The sequence below is a fragment of the Streptomyces sp. L7 genome (assembly GCF_050990935.1).
GTDB lineage: Bacteria > Actinomycetota > Actinomycetes > Actinomycetales > Microbacteriaceae > Leifsonia.
Window position 1 is genome coordinate 1,031,720 of record NZ_CP194644.1, and the last position, 16,009, is coordinate 1,047,728.

Consider the following 16,009-nt stretch of genomic DNA (forward strand, 5'->3'; position numbering starts at 1 on the left):
CTCCGTTCCCGACGCGCCCCAGCCCGCGGCGAACGGAGGAGATCGTGGCCAGATCCGGGCGGATGTCCTCCGGTAGCTGCCGACACGCCGGAGGCGCGGCCGGATGTCCTCCGTTACCGACCGTCAGGCGGGTCAGGCGGGGACGGCGGAGACGGTGCGGTCGATCGTGGTCTGGCCGAGGACCCGGGTTCCGATGTAGACGACGGCGGTCTGGCCGGGGGCGACGCCGTTCAGCGGCTCGTCCGGGCGGACGACGAGCTCGCCGTCGCGGAGCTGGGCCACGGCGGGCACGGGGTCGGCGTGGGCGCGGATCTGGACGTCGCACGCGAACGGGGTCTCCGGCGCCGCGGGGGCCGGACCGGCCCAGGTGAAGCGCGAGCCCGCGATCTCGGCGATGTCGAGCGCCTCCTTCGGGCCGACGACCACCGTGTTGTCCTTCGGCCGGACCTCCAGCACGAAGCGCGGGCGGCCGTCCGGCGACGGGTAGCCGATGTTGAGGCCCTTGCGCTGGCCGACCGTGTACGCGTGCGCGCCCTCGTGAGAGCCGAGCCGGTTGCCCTCGCGGTCGAGGATGTCGCCCTCCGCCGCGCCGACGTGCTCGGCCAGCCAGCCGCGGGTGTCGCCGTCGGGGATGAAGCAGATGTCGTGCGAATCCGGCTTGTTCGCCACACTCAGCCCCCGGGCGGCGGCCTCCGCACGCACCTCCGCCTTGGAGGGCGTGGCGCCGAGCGGGAACATCGCGTGCGCGAGCTGGTCGGCGGTGAGCACGCCGAGCACGTACGACTGGTCCTTGGCCCACGCGCTCGCGCGGTGCAGCTCGCGGTTGCCGTCGTCGTCGGTCAGGATGCTGGCGTAGTGCCCGGTGCAGACGGCGTCGAAGCCGAGGTCGAGCGCCTTCTCGAGCAGCGCGGCGAACTTGATGCGCTCGTTGCAGCGCATGCACGGGTTGGGGTGCGGCCCGCCGAGTACTCGGCGATGAAGTCGTCCACGACGTCGAGCTTGAACCGCTCGGAGAAGTCCCAGACGTAGTACGGGATGCCGATGATGTTCGCCGCACGCTGCGCGTCCATCGAGTCCTCGATGGTGCAGCAGCCGCGGCTGCCGGTGCGGAGTGTCCCCGGCATCCGGCTGAGCGCCAGATGCACCCCGACGACGTCGTGGCCGGCCTCCACGGCGCGCGCGGCGGCCACGGCGGAATCGACGCCACCGCTCATCGCTGCCAGAACTCGCACCCGGAGAGTCTACGCTGTGGCGGCTGAGCGGCTCCCGGGTGTCCGTTCGGCCAGGCCGGCCCGCGCCGCCTGCGCGTACGCTCCCGGCAAGGCCGCGAGCAGCGCGTCCACGTCGGCCTTGGTGGAGGTCCGCCCGAGCGTGAAGCGCAGCGCGCTGCGGGCCTCCTGCTCGCTCCGGCCCATCGCGAACAGCACGTGGGACGGCTCGGGGATGCCCGCCGTGCAGGCCGCGCCGGTGGAGACGGAGAGCCCGGCGAGGTCGAGGAGGAACAGCAGGGAGTCCCCTTGCGCCCCCGGGAAGACGAAGTGGACGTTCGCGGCCACGCGCTCGCCGTCCACCGGCTCCGGCCCGCTCAGCACAGCCGTGGGCACGGCCTCCCGCGCGCCCCGGATCAGCCGGTCGCGCAGCCCGGCGAGCCGGCGCGCCTCGTCCACCCGCTCGGCCTCCGCGGCGAGCGCCGCCGCCGCGAACGCGACGGCAGCCGCCACGTCCTGCGTGCCGCTGCGCACCTGGCGCTGCTGGCCGCCGCCGTGGATGAGCGGCACCACCGCCGAGCGCCGTCCGAGGATGAGCGCGCCGATCCCGACCGGTCCCCCGATCTTGTGCGCCGAGACGCTGAGAGCGTCCGCCCCCAGGGCGGCGAAAGACAGCGGCAGGTGCCCGTACGCCGCGACGGCGTCGACGTGGACAGGCACCCCGGCCTCCCGCGCGAGGGCGGCGAGGTCGGCGACCGGCTGGATCGTCCCGACCTCGTTGTTGACGGCCAGAAAGGTCAGCAGCGCCGCGTCCGACGGGGAGGCCAGCGCGTCGGCGACGACGCTCGGCAGGATCCGTCCCTCGGCATCGAGCGGCAGCCACTCCGCGTGCGCCCCCTCCGCGCGCTCCAGCCACTCCACCGCGTCGACCGTCGCGTGGTGCTCGCCGCCCGGCACCAGGATGCGGGGCGCGCCGCGCCTCCCCGGGCCCAGTACATCCCCTTGATCGCGAGGTTGATCGCCTCCGTGCCGCCCGAGGTGAAGACCACCTCGATCGGGTCGCAGCCCAGCGTCGACGCGACCGCCTCGCGGGCCTCCTCGAGCATCCGCTTGGCCTGCTGGCCCTGGCTGTGGATGCTCGACGGGTTGCCGACGAGCCCGAGCGCATCCGTGAAGGCGGCGATCGCCTCCGGACGCATCGGGGTGGTGGCGGCGTGATCGAGGTAAACGGGCACCGAGGCCTCCTCCGGTGTGGCGCGGTGTGGTCACTACTCTAGATCGCATGACGTCCACCGATCCTCTGCGCAACCTGGGTGTACGCATCGGTCCGCACGGCGGTGAGCTTCGGGTCTACTCCGAGAACGCCGACGCGATGCAGTTCTGCCTGTTCGACCCGAAGGATCCGGACTGGCGGGTGAAGTCGGTCGAGATGCACCGCGACGCCGACAACGTCTGGACCGGCCGGTCCCGCAGCCTCCACGTCGGCAGCCTGTACGCGATCACGGTGTCCGGCCCGCCAGGCCCGCAGAACATGTTCAACCCCGAGTCGCTGCTGATGGACCCGTACGCCAAGGGCCTGACCCGCGTCGGTCCCGAGGAGTGGCGCTCGACCGTCGTGTCCGACGGCTTCGACTGGGGGACTCCCGCAAGCCCGGCACCCCACTGGATCACACCGTCGTCTACGAGGCGCACGTGCGCGGCATCAGCCGGCAGAACCCGGACGTGCCGGAGGAGCTGCGCGGCACCTACGCGGGCCTCGCGCACGAGTCCACGATCGGCTATCTGAAGCACCTCGGCGTCACCGCCGTCGAGTTGCTCCCGGTGCACGCCTTCACCTCCGAGCAGCGCCTCATCCGCGAAGGCCTGACCAACTACTGGGGCTACAACACCCTCAACTTCTTCAGCCCGCACGCCCCCTACGCCACCCGCGCCGCCCAGGCCGCAGGCCCGGAGGCTGTGCTCGTGGAGTTCAAGGGGATGGTGAAGCTGCTCCACGAGGCGGGCATCGAGGTGATTCTCGACGTGGTCTACAACCACACCGCCGAGGAGGGCATCGGCGGCCCGCGGACCAGCCTGCGCGGCATCGACAACGCCACCTACTACCGGCAGGATGCGAACGGCGTGTACATCGACGTCACCGGCGTCGGCAACACCGTGAACTTCGGGCATCCCGTCCCGCAGCGCCTGGTGCTCGACTCTCTGCGCTACTGGGCGCAGGAGGTCCAGATCGACGGCTTCCGGTTCGACCTCGCCGTCACGCTGGGCCGCGGGGAGGACGCCTCCTACAGCCGCGACCATCCGCTCATCAACGACATGCTGAGCGACCCGGCGCTCTCCGACGTCAAGCTCATCGCCGAGCCGTGGGATGTCGGCATCGGCGGCTGGCAGACCGGCAACTTCCCCGGCGGTACGGACGGCAGGGACGGCTGGTCGGAGTGGAACGACCGCTACCGCGACCGGGTCCGCAACTTCTGGCTGGCCGATATCGCCGAGGCCCGGCGCAACGGCCAGGCCCCGATCGGCATCGGCGGCTTCGCCACCCGCCTCGCGGGCTCGTCGAACACGTTCTCGCCCGAGCGCGGCCCGCTGGCCTCCATCAATTTCGTCACAGCGCACGACGGCTTCACGATGGCCGATCTCACCGCCTACGACGTCAAGCACAACCTCGGCAACGGCGAGAACAACCGCGACGGAACCGACAACAACCGCTCGTTCAATCACGGCACGGAGGGCCCGACGCTGGACGAGCGCGTGCTGCTCGACCGGCACAAGACGATGCGCAACCTGATGGGCACGCTGCTGCTCTCGGCCGGCGTGCCGATGATCACGGCGGGAGACGAGTTCGGCCGCAGTCAGCGCGGCAACAACAACGCCTACTGCCAGGACAGCGAGCTCACCTGGATGAGCTGGCTGCGCACCCGGGAGCAGCGCGAGATGCTCGACACCACCCGCCGGCTGCTGGAGCTGCGTCGCGACAACCCGGCGCTGCGCCCGAGCCGGTTCGCCGTCTATGGCCAGACCACGCCCAACGCCAGCCACATGGACTGGTACGACGCCACCGGAGCCCTCATGGACGACGAGGACTGGAACTCCCCGGAGAACCGCACCCTGCAGTACCTGGCTGCCTCCACGCCCGACAAGGAGGAGTTCAACCGCGTTCTCCTCGTCGTGCACGGCGTGGAGGACGATGTGGAGGTCTCCCTCCCGGTCGCACCGGGCGTGGAGTCGTACCAGCTCCTCTGGGACAGCGCGACCGAGGTGCCGATCCTGGAGGACGGCGTCGAGCTCGCGCCGGGCAGCACGCGCCTGGTGGGCGGCACGTCGATGCAGCTCTACCGGGCGAACGGGCCGCGCGTCGAGACGACGACGAGCGCCGCCTGATGGCGAAGCGTCCGGCCTCGGCGGCCACGCCCGCGACGGTCGCGCTCGGCGCCGCCGCCATCCCGTTCGCGGTGCACGCCTACGAGCACGACCCCGCAGCGCCGTCGTACGGTCTGGAGGCCGCCGACGCGCTGGGCGTGGAGCCCGACCGGGTGTTCAAGACGCTGCTGGCCGACACCGAGCTCGGTCTCGTGGTCGGCGTCGTGCCGGTGTCCGGGATGCTCGACCTCAAGGCGCTCGCCGCGGCGGTCGGCGCGAAGCGTGCGGTCATGGCCGACCCTGCGGTCGCCGAGCGGCGCACCGGCTATGTGGTGGGCGGCATCTCCCCCGTCGGCCAGAAGACCCGGCATGCCACCGTCGTGGACGAGACCGCTCAGCTCTTCGACACGGTGTTCGTGTCGGGCGGCCGGCGCGGCCTCGACCTCGAGCTCGCGCCCGCCGACCTCGCGGCCGCGACCGACGCGAGCTTCGCGGCGATCGCCAAGTAACCGAAACGACCTGGCAGGACACGCCGTCTCGGCGGTCCGAGGCGGCGGGTCCTGCCAGCTCGATGCTCAGGCGGCCGCGACGAGGCCGAGCTCGGCGGGCGACAGCAGCAGATCGTTGACCGGGACGACGCGCACGGTGTAGCCGAAGGAACCCGCCCAGGTCAGCGTCACGCCGCCCGAGTACTCGTGCGCGACCGACGGGTCGGCGCCCGGGACGCCGTTGGCGAGTGTCAGTCGCTCGTAGCGCACCGCGGTCAGGTCCTCGCCGTCGTAGCTGCGGCCGTAGACCAGCTGCACCTCCACGTCCTCCGGGCGCAGGCCGTTCAGGTGCACGAGCGCGCGCACCCGGAGCTGGTCGCCCACCTGCGGCACGGCGTCGAGGCCTCCCGCGTCGACGTGGGCCACATTCACGCCGGGCCACGCCGATCGCACGCGGCCCTTCCAGGCGGCGAGCTCGCGCGCGTCTCGGTAGTCGTCGGCGCTCAGCCGCTTCTCGTTGGCGGCGGCGGGCATGTAGAGCCGCTCCACGTACTCGCGCACCATCCGCTCGGCGCTCAGCGGGGCGGACAGCGTGGCGAGCGTGTGCCGGATCCTGCCGACCCAGGCCTCGGGCACGCCGTCGCTGTCGCGGTCGTAGAACCGCGGCGCGATCTGGTGCTCGATCAGGTCGTACATCGCCTCGGCCTCCAGCGCGTCGCGCTCGGCCCCGTCGCCGGCGGCGTCCGCGGACGGGATCGCCCAGCCGTTCTCGCCGTCGTAGAACTCGTTCCACCAGCCGTCCAGGATGGACAGGTTCAGCGCCCCATTGAGCGCCGCCTTCATACCGGAGGTGCCGCAGGCCTCCAGCGGCCGCAACGGGTTGTTCAGCCAGACGTCGGTGCCCGGGTAGAGCAGCTGCGCCATCCCGATGTCGTAGTCCGGCAGGAACACCATCCGGGAGCGGATCTCCGGCTCGGAGGCGAACTGCACGAGTTTCTGGATGAGGCGCTTGCCTTCGTCGTCGGCGGGGTGCGACTTGCCCGCGATCACGAACTGCACCGGGCGCTCGGGGTGCAGCAGGATGTTCTTCAGCCGCTGGGGGTCGTGCAGCATCAGCGTGAGGCGCTTGTAGGTCGGCACACGGCGGGCGAAGCCGATGGTGAGCACGTTCGGGTCGAGGAGGTCGCTGATCCAGACCGGCGGGATCCCGCCCGGGTTCTGCGCCTCCCAGGCGGCGGCGACGCGGTGCCGGGCGTCCCGGACGAGCTGCTCGCGCATCCGGGTGCGCACGCTCCACAGGTCCAGGTCGCTGACCGCGCCGGCGTTGCCCCAGTCGGCGTGGGTGGTGTCGTCGGTGCCGAGCCGCTCCAACGCGAGGGAGCGCAGCATCGGGTCGGTCCAGGTCGGCGCGTGGACGCCGTTGGTCACCGAGTCGATCGGCACCTCCGTGCTGTCGAACCCGGGGAACAGGCCGCCGAACATCTGCCGGCTGACCTCGCCGTGCAGGCGGGAGACGCCGTTGGCGTGCTGGCCGAGGCGCAGGCCCATCACCGCCATGTTGAACACCGCGTCCGAGCCGCCCGGGTAGTCCTCCGCGCCGAGCGCGAGCACCTGGGCCGGTTCGACGCCGGGGAGCAGGGACGTGGAGAAGTAGCGCTCGACCAGCGGCCGGTCGAACCGGTCGATGCCGGCAGGGACGGGCGTGTGCGTGGTGAACACCGTGCCGGCGCGCACCACCTCGAGGGCCTGGTCGAAGGTCAGCCCCTCGCCGATCAGGTCGGAGATCCGCTCCAGCCCGAGGAAGCCGGCATGCCCCTCGTTGGTGTGGAACACCTCCGCCTCGGGCGAGCCGGTGAGCTCGGTCCACGCCTTCACCGCGCGCACGCCGCCGATGCCGAGCAGCAGCTCCTGCAGCAGTCGGTGCTCGCCGCCGCCCCCGTAGAGCCGGTCGGTGACCGAGCGCAGACTCTCGTCGTTCTCGGGGATGTCCGTGTCCAGCAGCAGCAGGGTCACCCGGCCGACCGCCGCCTGCCAGACCCGGGCGCGCAGCTCGCCGGACGGGAGCGCGAGCGTGATCTGCACCGGCGCGCCGTCCGGGTCGCGGAGGACGCTCAGCGGGAGCCCGTCGGGGTCGAGCGCCGGGTAGCTCTCGACCTGCCAGCCGTCCGGCGTGATCGCCTGCGCGAAGTAGCCGGAACGGTAGAACAGGCCGACCGCGACCAACGGAGCGCCCAGGTCGCTCGCGGCCTTGAGGTGGTCTCCGGCGAGGATGCCGAGGCCGCCGGAGTACTGCGGCAGCGTCGACGCGATCCCGAACTCGGGCGAGAAGTAGGCGATGGACTTCGGCGCCGAGCCGTCGAGCGACTGGTACCAGCGCGGTTCGTGGATGTAGGCGCGCAGCTCGTCGCGGACGTGGTTCGCCCAGTCGACGTATCCCTGGTCGGCGGCGAGCTCCGCGAGCCGCGCCGGCTCGACGGAACCCAGCAGCGCGATCGGATCGTGCTCGACCTCCTGCCAGAGCTCCGGCGAGATGCGGGCGAACAGCTCCTTGGTCGGCTCGTGCCACGACCAACGGAGGTTGCCGGCGATCTCCTCCAGAGCGGAGAGGGTGTCGGGGAGGACTGCGCGGACGGTGAATCTACGGATGGCCTTCACTCGGCCCACCTTAGTGGTGCGATGTTACGGGCGGTCGATACCGTTGAGATCGAGCGTTCGTGACGGCGCTACTGCTCGATGATGCATTCGCCTTCCGCCGAGATGCCCATCCCTGTGGTGCTGGCGTTGAAAATCAGGCCAGCACCGAAGGGCAGATCAACAACGATTTCGGTGAACTTCTCCTGGTCGGCTGCGGTCGGCCCGATTTGCCGGACCCGGTAACCGAGACCCGAGTACTGGTTGGAGTTGCGCGCTCCACACGGCCCGGAGGACCATCTGACGTTGTTGGTGATAACAAACGGGCGATCGTGGCTATCGAGCCATTCTCCGCCGAGGAATTGGACAAGGTCATCCGTATGAGCGAGAGCCTTATCCAGAGTTTGCCTATCCGTCTTACTCGAGAACTCCGCAGGTGGGGCGACAGCGCCACCGAAATCGTTGGTTCCGCCTACCGGCGCACACCCGGCTAGGGCGAACGCCAGCATGGTCGCGACGATCGCAGCGGCGGTGCGGCGGAATCGTGTCATCTGGCTTGCCCATTCCGTCTCTCGGCGTGCACGACCCGGTGCTACTGCTTGATGATGCATTCGCCTTCCGTTGAGATGCCCATCCCTGTTGTGCTGGCGTTGAACCCGAGACCTGCGCCGTAGGCCAGATCAACGAATATTGCGGTGAACATCGTGTTGCTGGTGTCGGTCGGCCCGATCTGGCGGACCCGATAACCGAGTTTCTCCCAATGGTCTCGAACCTGCTCGATCTTCGCCGTCGGGTCCGCGACCGGGGCACCCTGATGAAGAAAGATCGAGTACTGGTTGGTGTTGTGAGCCCCACACGGCCCAGAGGACCATCCCGACCGGTCGGTGGGATCGAACACGCCGGGCGGCACACCAGCGTTGAGCCACTCGCAGCCCAGTAGTTGAACCAGGTCGTCCGCATGGGCCAAGGCCTCATCCAACGTCTGGATGTCAGTCTTGGTCGAGAACTCGGCAGGTGGAACGACAGCGCCACCGAAATCGTTCATTGTTCCTCCATAAAACGCACATCCGGTCACGGCGAGCGCCAGCATTGCTACGGCTGTCGCCGCAATGGTTCGACGAATGGATGTCACCAGCCTTTCCCCAAACGGGTGCCACGGTTGATATTGCCGCCCAACCTCGGCGCGGCGGCGGCGGTGTTGTTGATGGCTTCCGTGTGCATGTTGAGATACCCCTGTCCAGCCGTCGCATGCCGGGAGAAGAACCCACCACGGTCAGATCCGTAACCGAGAACGTCATGCCCATCGGTCGGCTTCAACCGATGGGCGGCGTCACCTTCGGACGAGAACACATTCGCACCGAATGACTCGTCCCGCGGATCACGCCGCCCGGATCCGACGCGCCCCCAGTCCGCGACCTGGTCCTGCGAGGACTGCGACGCGTATACCTGCCCCGCACCCCCATCCACTCGCAGTGAATCCGCGGTCGGACTATCCTTCTCAACCCCGGCTGAAGCCAGCAGCACCACCGACTGCACGTTGTGCGACAGACCTCCGCCGGCGCTCACCGCCTTGGTGACGACAGTGGTCCCATACGAATGACGTTGGTCCACCCGGAGAGAGTGTCACGCTCATTGCCCAGCCCGCTGTTCATCCCGGGAACCATCCACGTCACCTTGCCCGACTTCTCCGCGCTGGTGTCCCCGATCGCGACCGCTGCCAGGGGCGGCACGTGCGTCGAGTAGTAGGCCAGCAACCCGCGGGGCGGCAGCTGCTCCTTCGCCAGCCTTTCGTAATCCAGCCCAGGCCCGGAGATCCCACCCACCTTGAGCGCGGCGAGGATGTCCTGAATGACGATCCCGCGCGGAGAATTCGGGTCGATGCTGGGGTCGTACAGATCCCGCTGGAACTGGATCATGTTGGCGTGGATGCGGGTGTCGGCGTCCAGCCCGGGCAGATTCCCGACGATCGACGGCGCGGCCTGGCACCACTTCTCCCGCTGTTCGGGGCTGAGGGTCTTCCACCAGCTCGCCACTGCTTCCGCCGGAGGCGGAGTGTCCCAGAATGCTTGGATCAGGTCCGGGTTGCTGTTCAGGATCCGTTCCACCTCGGCCGGGCTGAGCAGCGCAAGGAGGTTCATCAGCTCGGAGGCGGTCCACGTTCTCCGCGGATCGGGCTTCGCGGCGGAGGCGGTAACGGTCGACGCGACCGTGCGGGCAGGCGCGCCCGTTCGGAAGAGCCCTCGGGTTGCCGCGTCGAACTCCTTCAACGCCCGCAGCATGTCCTCCAGCTCGCGGAGCTGCTTCTCCAGGTGGGCAAGCACCAACTCGAGCTGAAAGTTCAGCGCACGCAGCGCTTCGCCGAACATCGGCACCGTGGACACCGCACTCGCCACAGCGGTGTTCAGGTCGATGATGCGCTCCGTCGCGTCACGCTGGCTCCGAGTCGCCGCGAGCTGCGTGTTCAGCTCGTCCTCTTTCAGCACGCCGAACTGGCTGACCTTCGCGTCCGCCCGCGTGTAGGTGTCGAGATCGCGCTGGATCGACTCGACCTCGGTTCTGGTGTCGGAGAGCGCGGGCGTGATGACCTGTGCGAACAACGCATCGACCGCGGAGTAGCCGTGCCCGGACAGTTCGCCCGTCCCCAGCGCTGCCAACAGACCACGGCTCGCACTTCGAGACTCATCGAGCATGGACAACGCAGCAGTGAGGTTCGTCGACAGCCCCGCCTTCAACCTGTCGGAGTCACGCGAGTCATAGCTCAACCCCATGCTGCGCAGCCCCCATCGTCACGCTGCCCGTACGCGCGCTCGCACTCGCCGAGGCCGTTCATCACATTCCGCCCCAGCTGGCCGCGTCCCGGTCATCGCGTGCTTCGATCTCTGCCGCGAGCGCCGTAACCTTGGCAGCCTCGCTTTTCACCCCGGAAATCAGCTCCGTGACGTTCCTGAGCGTTTCGTTCGCGACCCTCGCGCCGTCCAACATTCCGGAGACGTTGCTCGAGTCAATGACCACGTGCTGCCCGGGCGGGTCACCGTGGAGCTCGGTGAATCCCGAGACCGCGGCTTGTGCGGCACCGAGGCTGGAAGAGACCTTCATGCGCACTCCGCCTCGGCGACCGCGTATCTTTCATCCCACACTCTTCCCTTATATCTCACGCGATGTCGTCGAAAGTCCGCCCGTCCGCTGCGGGCGAATGAGTGTACGGTCGGCATGTGGCAAAGAGCGCAGCGACCAAAACATCAGCCGCCGCAGCACCGGAGGCGCCGGCAGCCGTCGAATACGACCCCCTCCTCCCCCGGCTCCCCATCCTGGGACTCTCGCCCCAGGTGGACGAGGGCCACTGGGCCGCGTCCGCGTTCAGCGGCGAGGTCGTCCCGTTCCGGGCGACAGCCTTCCGCGAGGGCCACGACCGGATCGGCGTCGACCTGATCCTGCTCGACCCGTCGGGCAACCAGGTCGAGCACCACATGCGGCCGCTCGCCCCCGGCACCGACCGCTGGGGCGTGGAGGTCCAGCTCGAGGAGGAGGGCCTCTGGCGCTACCGCGTCCAGGCCTACGCGGACGAGTACGCGACGTGGCGGCACAACGCAGAGGTCAAGGTGCCGGCCGGCGTAGACGTCGAGTTGATGCTGACGATGGGACGCGAGCTGCTGGAGAAGGCCGCGACCGACAAGCGCCGCAGCACCGCAGAGCGCCGCCACCTGTCCGAGGCCGCCCGGGTCGTCGGCGACTCCGAGCGCGGCGTCGACGAACGCTTCCAGGCGGCGGTCGACGACCGGATCCGGCGGATCCTCACCGAGCGGCCCGTGGTCGCCCTGCCGTCCCTCTCGCCCACGCGCGCCATCCTGGTGGAGCGCACCAGAGCCGGGGTCGGGAGCTGGTACGAGTTCTTCCCGCGCTCCGAGGGCGCCAAGCGCCTGCCGGACGGCTCCTGGCAGTCCGGGACCTTCCGCACCGCCGCCAAGCGGCTCCCCGAGGTCGCCGCGATGGGCTTCGATGTGGTCTACCTGCCGCCCATCCACCCGATCGGCCGCACCTTCCGCAAGGGGCCGAACAACAGTCTGGACGCCGGACCGAACGACCCGGGCTCTCCGTGGGCGATCGGCGGGCCGGAGGGCGGCCACGACGCCATCCACCCGGACCTGGGGACGGAGAAGGACTTCGTCTTCTTCCTCGGCAAGGCCAAGCAGGCCGGGCTGGAGATCGCCCTCGACCTCGCCCTGCAGGCCGCCCCCGACCACCCCTGGGTCACGACGCATCCCGAGTGGTTCACCACGCTTCCGGACGGGACGATCGCGTACGCCGAGAACCCGCCGAAGAAGTACCAGGACATCTACCCGATCAACTTCGACAACGACTACGACGGCCTGCGCGCCGAGGTGCTGCGCATCGTCCGGTACTGGATGTCGCTCGGAGTGCGGATCTTCCGGGTCGACAACCCGCACACCAAGCCGCTGCACTTCTGGGAGTGGCTGATCCACACGGTCAACGCCACCGACCCTGACGTGGTGTTCCTGGCGGAGGCGTTCACCCGTCCGGCTCTGCTGCACACCCTGGCGAAGGCGGGCTTCCAGCAGTCGTACACGTACTTCACCTGGCGCAACACCAAGGAGGAGCTGGAGGAGTTCCTGACCGGGCTCGCAACGGAGACGGCCGACTTCCTGCGCCCGAACCTGTTCGTGAACACCCCGGACATCCTCACCGAGTACCTGCAGTTCGGTGGTCCGGCCGCCTTCAAGATCCGGGCGGCGATCGCGGCGACCGCGGCGCCGACCTGGGGCGTCTACTCCGGCTTCGAGCTGTACGAGAACGTCGCCCGGCCGGGCGCCGAGGAGTACATCGACAACGAGAAGTACGAGTACCGACCGCGCGACTACGCGCGGGCCGCGGCGCTGGGCCGCTCGCTCGCGCCGTACCTGACCATGCTCAACCGCGCGCGCAGCGAGCATCCGGCGCTCCGCCAGCTCCGCAACCTGCGCGTGCACCGGACCGACGACGACTCGATCCTCGTCTACTCGAAGTACCTGGCCGGCGAGTTCACCCGCAGCGGCAAGCCCGACGCGGTGCTCGTCGTCGCCAACGTCGACCCGCACTCGGTGCGCGAGACGATGGTCCACCTCGACGTCACGGCGTTCGGCATCGAGCAGGGCGCCCAGTTCGAGGTGCGCGACCTGGTCACCGGCCAGCGCTGGACCTGGGGCTCCGACGCCTATGTGCGTCTCGACGCGTTCACCGAGCCCGTCCACATCCTGACCGTCAAGCCGTTGGAGGCCGCACGATGACCCCGATTCCCGAGGGCGCCGCCGCCGTCGACCTGCCCGCCATCGACGACGACGTGCTGCGGGCCGTCTCGACCGGCAGCTACCACGACCCGCACTCCGTGCTCGGTCAGCACCAGATCGCCGCCGCCGGCGTCGAGGACCCGATCACGGTCATCCGTGCGCTCCGCCCGCTCGCCGAAGCGGTCTTCGCCATCCTGCCGACGGGAGCGCACCTCCAGCTCGCGCACCTCGGTCACGGCATCTGGCAGGGAGTCGACATCGTCGGCCCCGGCGACTACGAGCTGGAGGCGCGCTACGCCGGCGGCAGCACCTGGACCGCGGACGACCCGTACCGGTTCCTCCCGACGATCGGCGAACTCGACCTCCACCTCATCCGGGAGGGCAGGCACGAGCAGCTCTGGACGGCGCTCGGCGCGCACGTCCGCGACCTCGGCGGCGTCGTCGGCACCTCCTTCACGGTCTGGGCGCCGCACGCCCGCGCCGTCCGCGTCGTCGGCGACTTCAACGGCTGGGACGGCACTCTGCACGCGATGCGCAACATGGGCGCCTCTGGAGTGTGGGAGCTGTTCGTGCCCGGGGTCGGCGAAGGCTCCATCTACAAGTTCGACCTGCTCGGCGCGAACGGCGAATGGGTCCGCAAGATCGACCCGATGGCGCAGGCCGCCGAGACCCCGCCGAACACGGCATCCGTCGTCACGGTCAGTCGGCACGAGTGGGCGGACGGCGAGTGGATGACGCACCGCGCCGCCACCGACCCGCACTCCGGGCCGATGAGCATCTACGAGCTGCACTTCGGCAGCTGGCGGCCCGGCCTCGGCTACCGGGAGGCCGCCGACCAGCTCATCGACTACGTGGGCGGACTCGGCTACACGCACGTCGAGTTCCTGCCGCTCGCCGAGCACCCGTTCGGAGGCTCGTGGGGCTACCAGGTGACCGGCTACTACGCCCCGACCAGCCGGTTCGGCTCGCCCGACGATCTCAAGTACCTGATCGACCGGCTGCACCAGGCCGGCATCGGCGTCATCATGGACTGGGTGCCCGGCCACTTCCCCAAGGACGACTGGGCGCTCGCGCGCTTCGACGGCCAGGCCCTCTACGAGCACTCGGACCCCCGCCGCGGCGAGCACAAGGACTGGGGCACGTACATCTTCGACTACGGCAACTCGCAGGTGCGCAACTTCCTGGTCGCGAACGCGCTGTACTGGCTGGAGGAGTTCCACGTCGACGGACTCCGCGTCGACGCAGTGGCATCGATGCTCTACCTCGACTACTCGCGCAACGAGGGCGAGTGGGAGCCGAACATCCACGGCGGCCGCGAGAACCTGGAGGCGATCGGCTTCCTGCAGGAGGTCACCGCGACCTCCTACAAGCGCAACCCCGGCACCGTGATGATCGCCGAGGAGTCCACGAGCTACGCCGGCGTCACGGCGCCGACTTCGTCGGGCGGCCTCGGCTTCGGGCTCAAGTGGAACATGGGCTGGATGCACGACGCGCTCCAGTACATCCAGGAGAACCCGATGTGGCGCAGCTACCACCACAGCGAGATCACGTTCTCCTTCGTCTACGCGTGGAGCGAGAACTTCCTGCTGCCGATCAGCCACGACGAGGTCGTGCACGGCAAGGGCTCGCTGATCGGGAAGATGCCCGGCGACCATTGGCAGCAGCTCGCGAACGTGCGCGCCTTCCTGTCCTTCATGTGGGCGCACCCGGGCAAGCAGCTTCTGTTCATGGGCCAGGAGTTCGGGCAGTACTCCGAGTGGAGCGAGGAGCGCGGCCTGGACTGGTGGATGCTCGACCAGCCGAGCCATCGCGGGCTCTGGAACCTCGTCTCCCAGCTCAACGCCGTCTACCGCGACAACCCGCAGTTCTGGGCGCTCGACAACGACCCGGGCGGCTTCGAGTGGCTGGACGGCTCGGACGCCGCCGGCAACGTCCTCGCGTTCCTGCGCAAGGACCGCGACGGCTCGCCGATCGCGGTGCTGCTGAACTTCTCGGGCAACCCGCACGGCGACTACCGGGTCGGCCTGCCGTTCGCCGGCGAGTGGGAGGAGCTCCTCAACACGGACGCCGAGGACTTCGGCGGCTCCGGCGTCGGCAACTTCGGCGGCGTCACCGCGCACGACGAGCCGTGGATGGGCCGGCCGGCCTCGGCCGTGCTGACGCTGCCGCCGCTGGGGGCGCTCTTCCTCAGACCGCGTTCTTGAGCCACGCCGCGTACGCGATGCCGTCGACGGCGTGATCCGGCGCGAGGTGGCGCCCCGCGCGCCACGCCGAGCCGAGCGGGCCGGCGAGGCGGACCGACACGATCGGTCGCCGCGTGCCCGTGGCGTCCTTCCACTGCCGGGCGAGCGCTCGCGCGCTCTCCACCCGCGGGCCGCCCACTGTTCGGGTCGAACCCGGCTCGCCGACGCCCTCGGCCGCGTCCAGCAGGACGCGCGCGACGTCGGCGACCGAGATGGGCTGGAACCGGGTCCCTGAGGGCGCCGTCAACGTTCCGAACCGACGGCCGCGCTCGAACACCGACGTGACGAAGTCGTGGAACTGCGTGGTGCGCACGATCCGGACCTCCAGCGGCGACTCCAGGTAAGTGCTCTCCTGCACCAGCTTCGACCGGTAGTACGGGTAGCGCGCGCCGTCGATGCCCGCGATGGACAGCAGCACCGCCCGGCCGACGCCGTACCGCGCGGCGGTGTGCAGGAGGTTGCGGGAGCCGTGCGCGAACACGTGCGACGCACGTCGGCCCCCGGCGTTGCTCGTGTCGATGAGCACGTCGACGCCGTCGACCGCCTCCTCGAGCCCGTCCCCCGTCACCAGGTCGGCCGTCACATAGGCCGCGCCGTCGACGTACGCGGCCTCGTCGTCGTCGGGCGTGCGCCGGGCGGCGACCACGACCTGGTGGCCGCGCGCGACGGCCTCAGCGGTGACGGCGCGACCGGCGAGACCGGTCCCACCGACGATGAGCACACGGGACATGCGCGAGCCTTCCAGGCGAGGGGGATGTCAGCCGCTCGGTGCGTCGGACCCGGCCGGATGGGAGGGC

General features: G+C 69.8%; 12 protein-coding genes and 2 pseudogenes. 5 read left to right on the top strand and 9 right to left on the bottom strand.

Going from position 1 to position 16,009, the window contains the following annotated elements; all coding sequences use genetic code 11:
- Window positions 1-132: 132 nt before the first annotated feature.
- Window positions 133-1,214, bottom strand: a pseudogene (gene mnmA / locus ACR5MH_RS05170) (tRNA 2-thiouridine(34) synthase MnmA).
- A gap of 27 nt (window positions 1,215-1,241) precedes the next feature.
- A pseudogene (locus ACR5MH_RS05175) lies at window positions 1,242-2,407 on the bottom strand (cysteine desulfurase family protein).
- A gap of 83 nt (window positions 2,408-2,490) precedes the next feature.
- On the opposite strand from ACR5MH_RS05175, the gene ACR5MH_RS05180 reads away from it, so the two are divergent.
- The 3 genes from ACR5MH_RS05180 to ybaK are packed head-to-tail and all read left to right on the top strand — an operon-like array spanning window position 2,491 to window position 5,077.
- Window positions 2,491-2,994: a hypothetical protein gene (locus ACR5MH_RS05180; protein WP_433862364.1), complete on the top strand. Its 504-nt coding sequence runs from the start codon at window positions 2,491-2,493 to the stop codon at window positions 2,992-2,994.
- Window positions 2,901-4,589, top strand: a complete 1,689-nt coding sequence (gene glgX, locus ACR5MH_RS05185; protein ID WP_433862365.1) for a glycogen debranching protein GlgX — start codon at window positions 2,901-2,903, stop codon at window positions 4,587-4,589. Before ACR5MH_RS05180 ends, glgX begins: the two co-directional genes overlap by 94 nt.
- Complete coding sequence (ybaK, locus tag ACR5MH_RS05190; protein WP_431346315.1) at window positions 4,589-5,077, top strand: Cys-tRNA(Pro) deacylase; 489 nt, start codon at window positions 4,589-4,591, stop codon at window positions 5,075-5,077. The genes glgX and ybaK overlap by 1 nt, the downstream gene beginning before the upstream one ends.
- 66 nt (window positions 5,078-5,143) lie before the next feature.
- Here the strand turns inward: ybaK and glgP are convergent, their stop codons facing one another.
- The 6 genes from glgP to ACR5MH_RS05220 form a co-directional block, all read right to left on the bottom strand.
- Entirely contained in the window at window positions 5,144-7,711 is a 2,568-nt protein-coding gene (glgP, locus tag ACR5MH_RS05195) for an alpha-glucan family phosphorylase (RefSeq protein ID WP_431346314.1), read from the bottom strand.
- 68 nt (window positions 7,712-7,779) lie between these two features.
- Entirely contained in the window at window positions 7,780-8,238 is a 459-nt protein-coding gene (locus ACR5MH_RS05200) for a hypothetical protein (protein ID WP_431346313.1), read from the bottom strand.
- Window positions 8,239-8,279: 41 nt separating this feature from the next.
- The gene (locus ACR5MH_RS05205; RefSeq protein WP_431346312.1) at window positions 8,280-8,777 is read right to left on the bottom strand and encodes a hypothetical protein; all 498 of its coding nucleotides are present in this window, start codon (window positions 8,775-8,777) and stop codon (window positions 8,280-8,282) included.
- A gap of 38 nt (window positions 8,778-8,815) precedes the next feature.
- Window positions 8,816-9,298 (bottom strand): alpha/beta hydrolase, encoded by a 483-nt coding sequence (locus tag ACR5MH_RS05210; protein ID WP_433862366.1) that lies wholly within the window; start codon window positions 9,296-9,298, stop codon window positions 8,816-8,818.
- The gene (locus ACR5MH_RS05215) at window positions 9,250-10,419 is read right to left on the bottom strand and encodes a hypothetical protein (protein WP_433862367.1); all 1,170 of its coding nucleotides are present in this window, start codon (window positions 10,417-10,419) and stop codon (window positions 9,250-9,252) included. Before ACR5MH_RS05215 ends, ACR5MH_RS05210 begins: the two co-directional genes overlap by 49 nt.
- Before the next feature lie 97 nt (window positions 10,420-10,516).
- On the bottom strand, window positions 10,517-10,783 hold the full coding sequence (locus tag ACR5MH_RS05220; protein ID WP_431346309.1) for a hypothetical protein: 267 nt from the start codon (window positions 10,781-10,783) through the stop codon (window positions 10,517-10,519).
- Window positions 10,784-10,899: 116 nt separating this feature from the next.
- Here ACR5MH_RS05220 and ACR5MH_RS05225 point away from each other — a divergent pair, with 116 nt between their 5' ends.
- Both ACR5MH_RS05225 and glgB read left to right on the top strand, forming a co-directional pair.
- Window positions 10,900-12,969, top strand: a complete 2,070-nt coding sequence (locus ACR5MH_RS05225) for an alpha-1,4-glucan--maltose-1-phosphate maltosyltransferase (RefSeq protein ID WP_433862368.1) — start codon at window positions 10,900-10,902, stop codon at window positions 12,967-12,969.
- The gene (glgB, locus tag ACR5MH_RS05230; protein WP_431346307.1) at window positions 12,966-15,173 is read left to right on the top strand and encodes a 1,4-alpha-glucan branching protein GlgB; all 2,208 of its coding nucleotides are present in this window, start codon (window positions 12,966-12,968) and stop codon (window positions 15,171-15,173) included. Before ACR5MH_RS05225 ends, glgB begins: the two co-directional genes overlap by 4 nt.
- Here glgB and ACR5MH_RS05235 read toward each other — a convergent pair.
- Complete coding sequence (locus ACR5MH_RS05235) at window positions 15,157-15,942, bottom strand: SDR family oxidoreductase (protein WP_431346306.1); 786 nt, start codon at window positions 15,940-15,942, stop codon at window positions 15,157-15,159. The genes glgB and ACR5MH_RS05235 overlap by 17 nt on opposite strands.
- Window positions 15,943-16,009 lie beyond the last annotated feature (67 nt).

Bases quoted from the DNA above. Each gene is read 5' to 3' on its own strand.
- ACR5MH_RS05180 (WP_433862364.1), top strand. From the start codon at position 2,491: ATGACGTCCACCGATCCTCTGCGCAACCTGGGTGTACGCATCGGTCCG.
- ybaK (WP_431346315.1), top strand. From the start codon at position 4,589: ATGGCGAAGCGTCCGGCCTCGGCGGCCACGCCCGCGACGGTCGCGCTC.
- ACR5MH_RS05200 (WP_431346313.1), bottom strand. From the start codon at position 8,238: ATGACACGATTCCGCCGCACCGCCGCTGCGATCGTCGCGACCATGCTG.
- ACR5MH_RS05205 (WP_431346312.1), bottom strand. From the start codon at position 8,777: ATGCTGGCGCTCGCCGTGACCGGATGTGCGTTTTATGGAGGAACAATG.
- ACR5MH_RS05220 (WP_431346309.1), bottom strand. From the start codon at position 10,783: ATGAAGGTCTCTTCCAGCCTCGGTGCCGCACAAGCCGCGGTCTCGGGA.
- glgB (WP_431346307.1), top strand. From the start codon at position 12,966: ATGACCCCGATTCCCGAGGGCGCCGCCGCCGTCGACCTGCCCGCCATC.
- ACR5MH_RS05235 (WP_431346306.1), bottom strand. From the start codon at position 15,942: ATGTCCCGTGTGCTCATCGTCGGTGGGACCGGTCTCGCCGGTCGCGCC.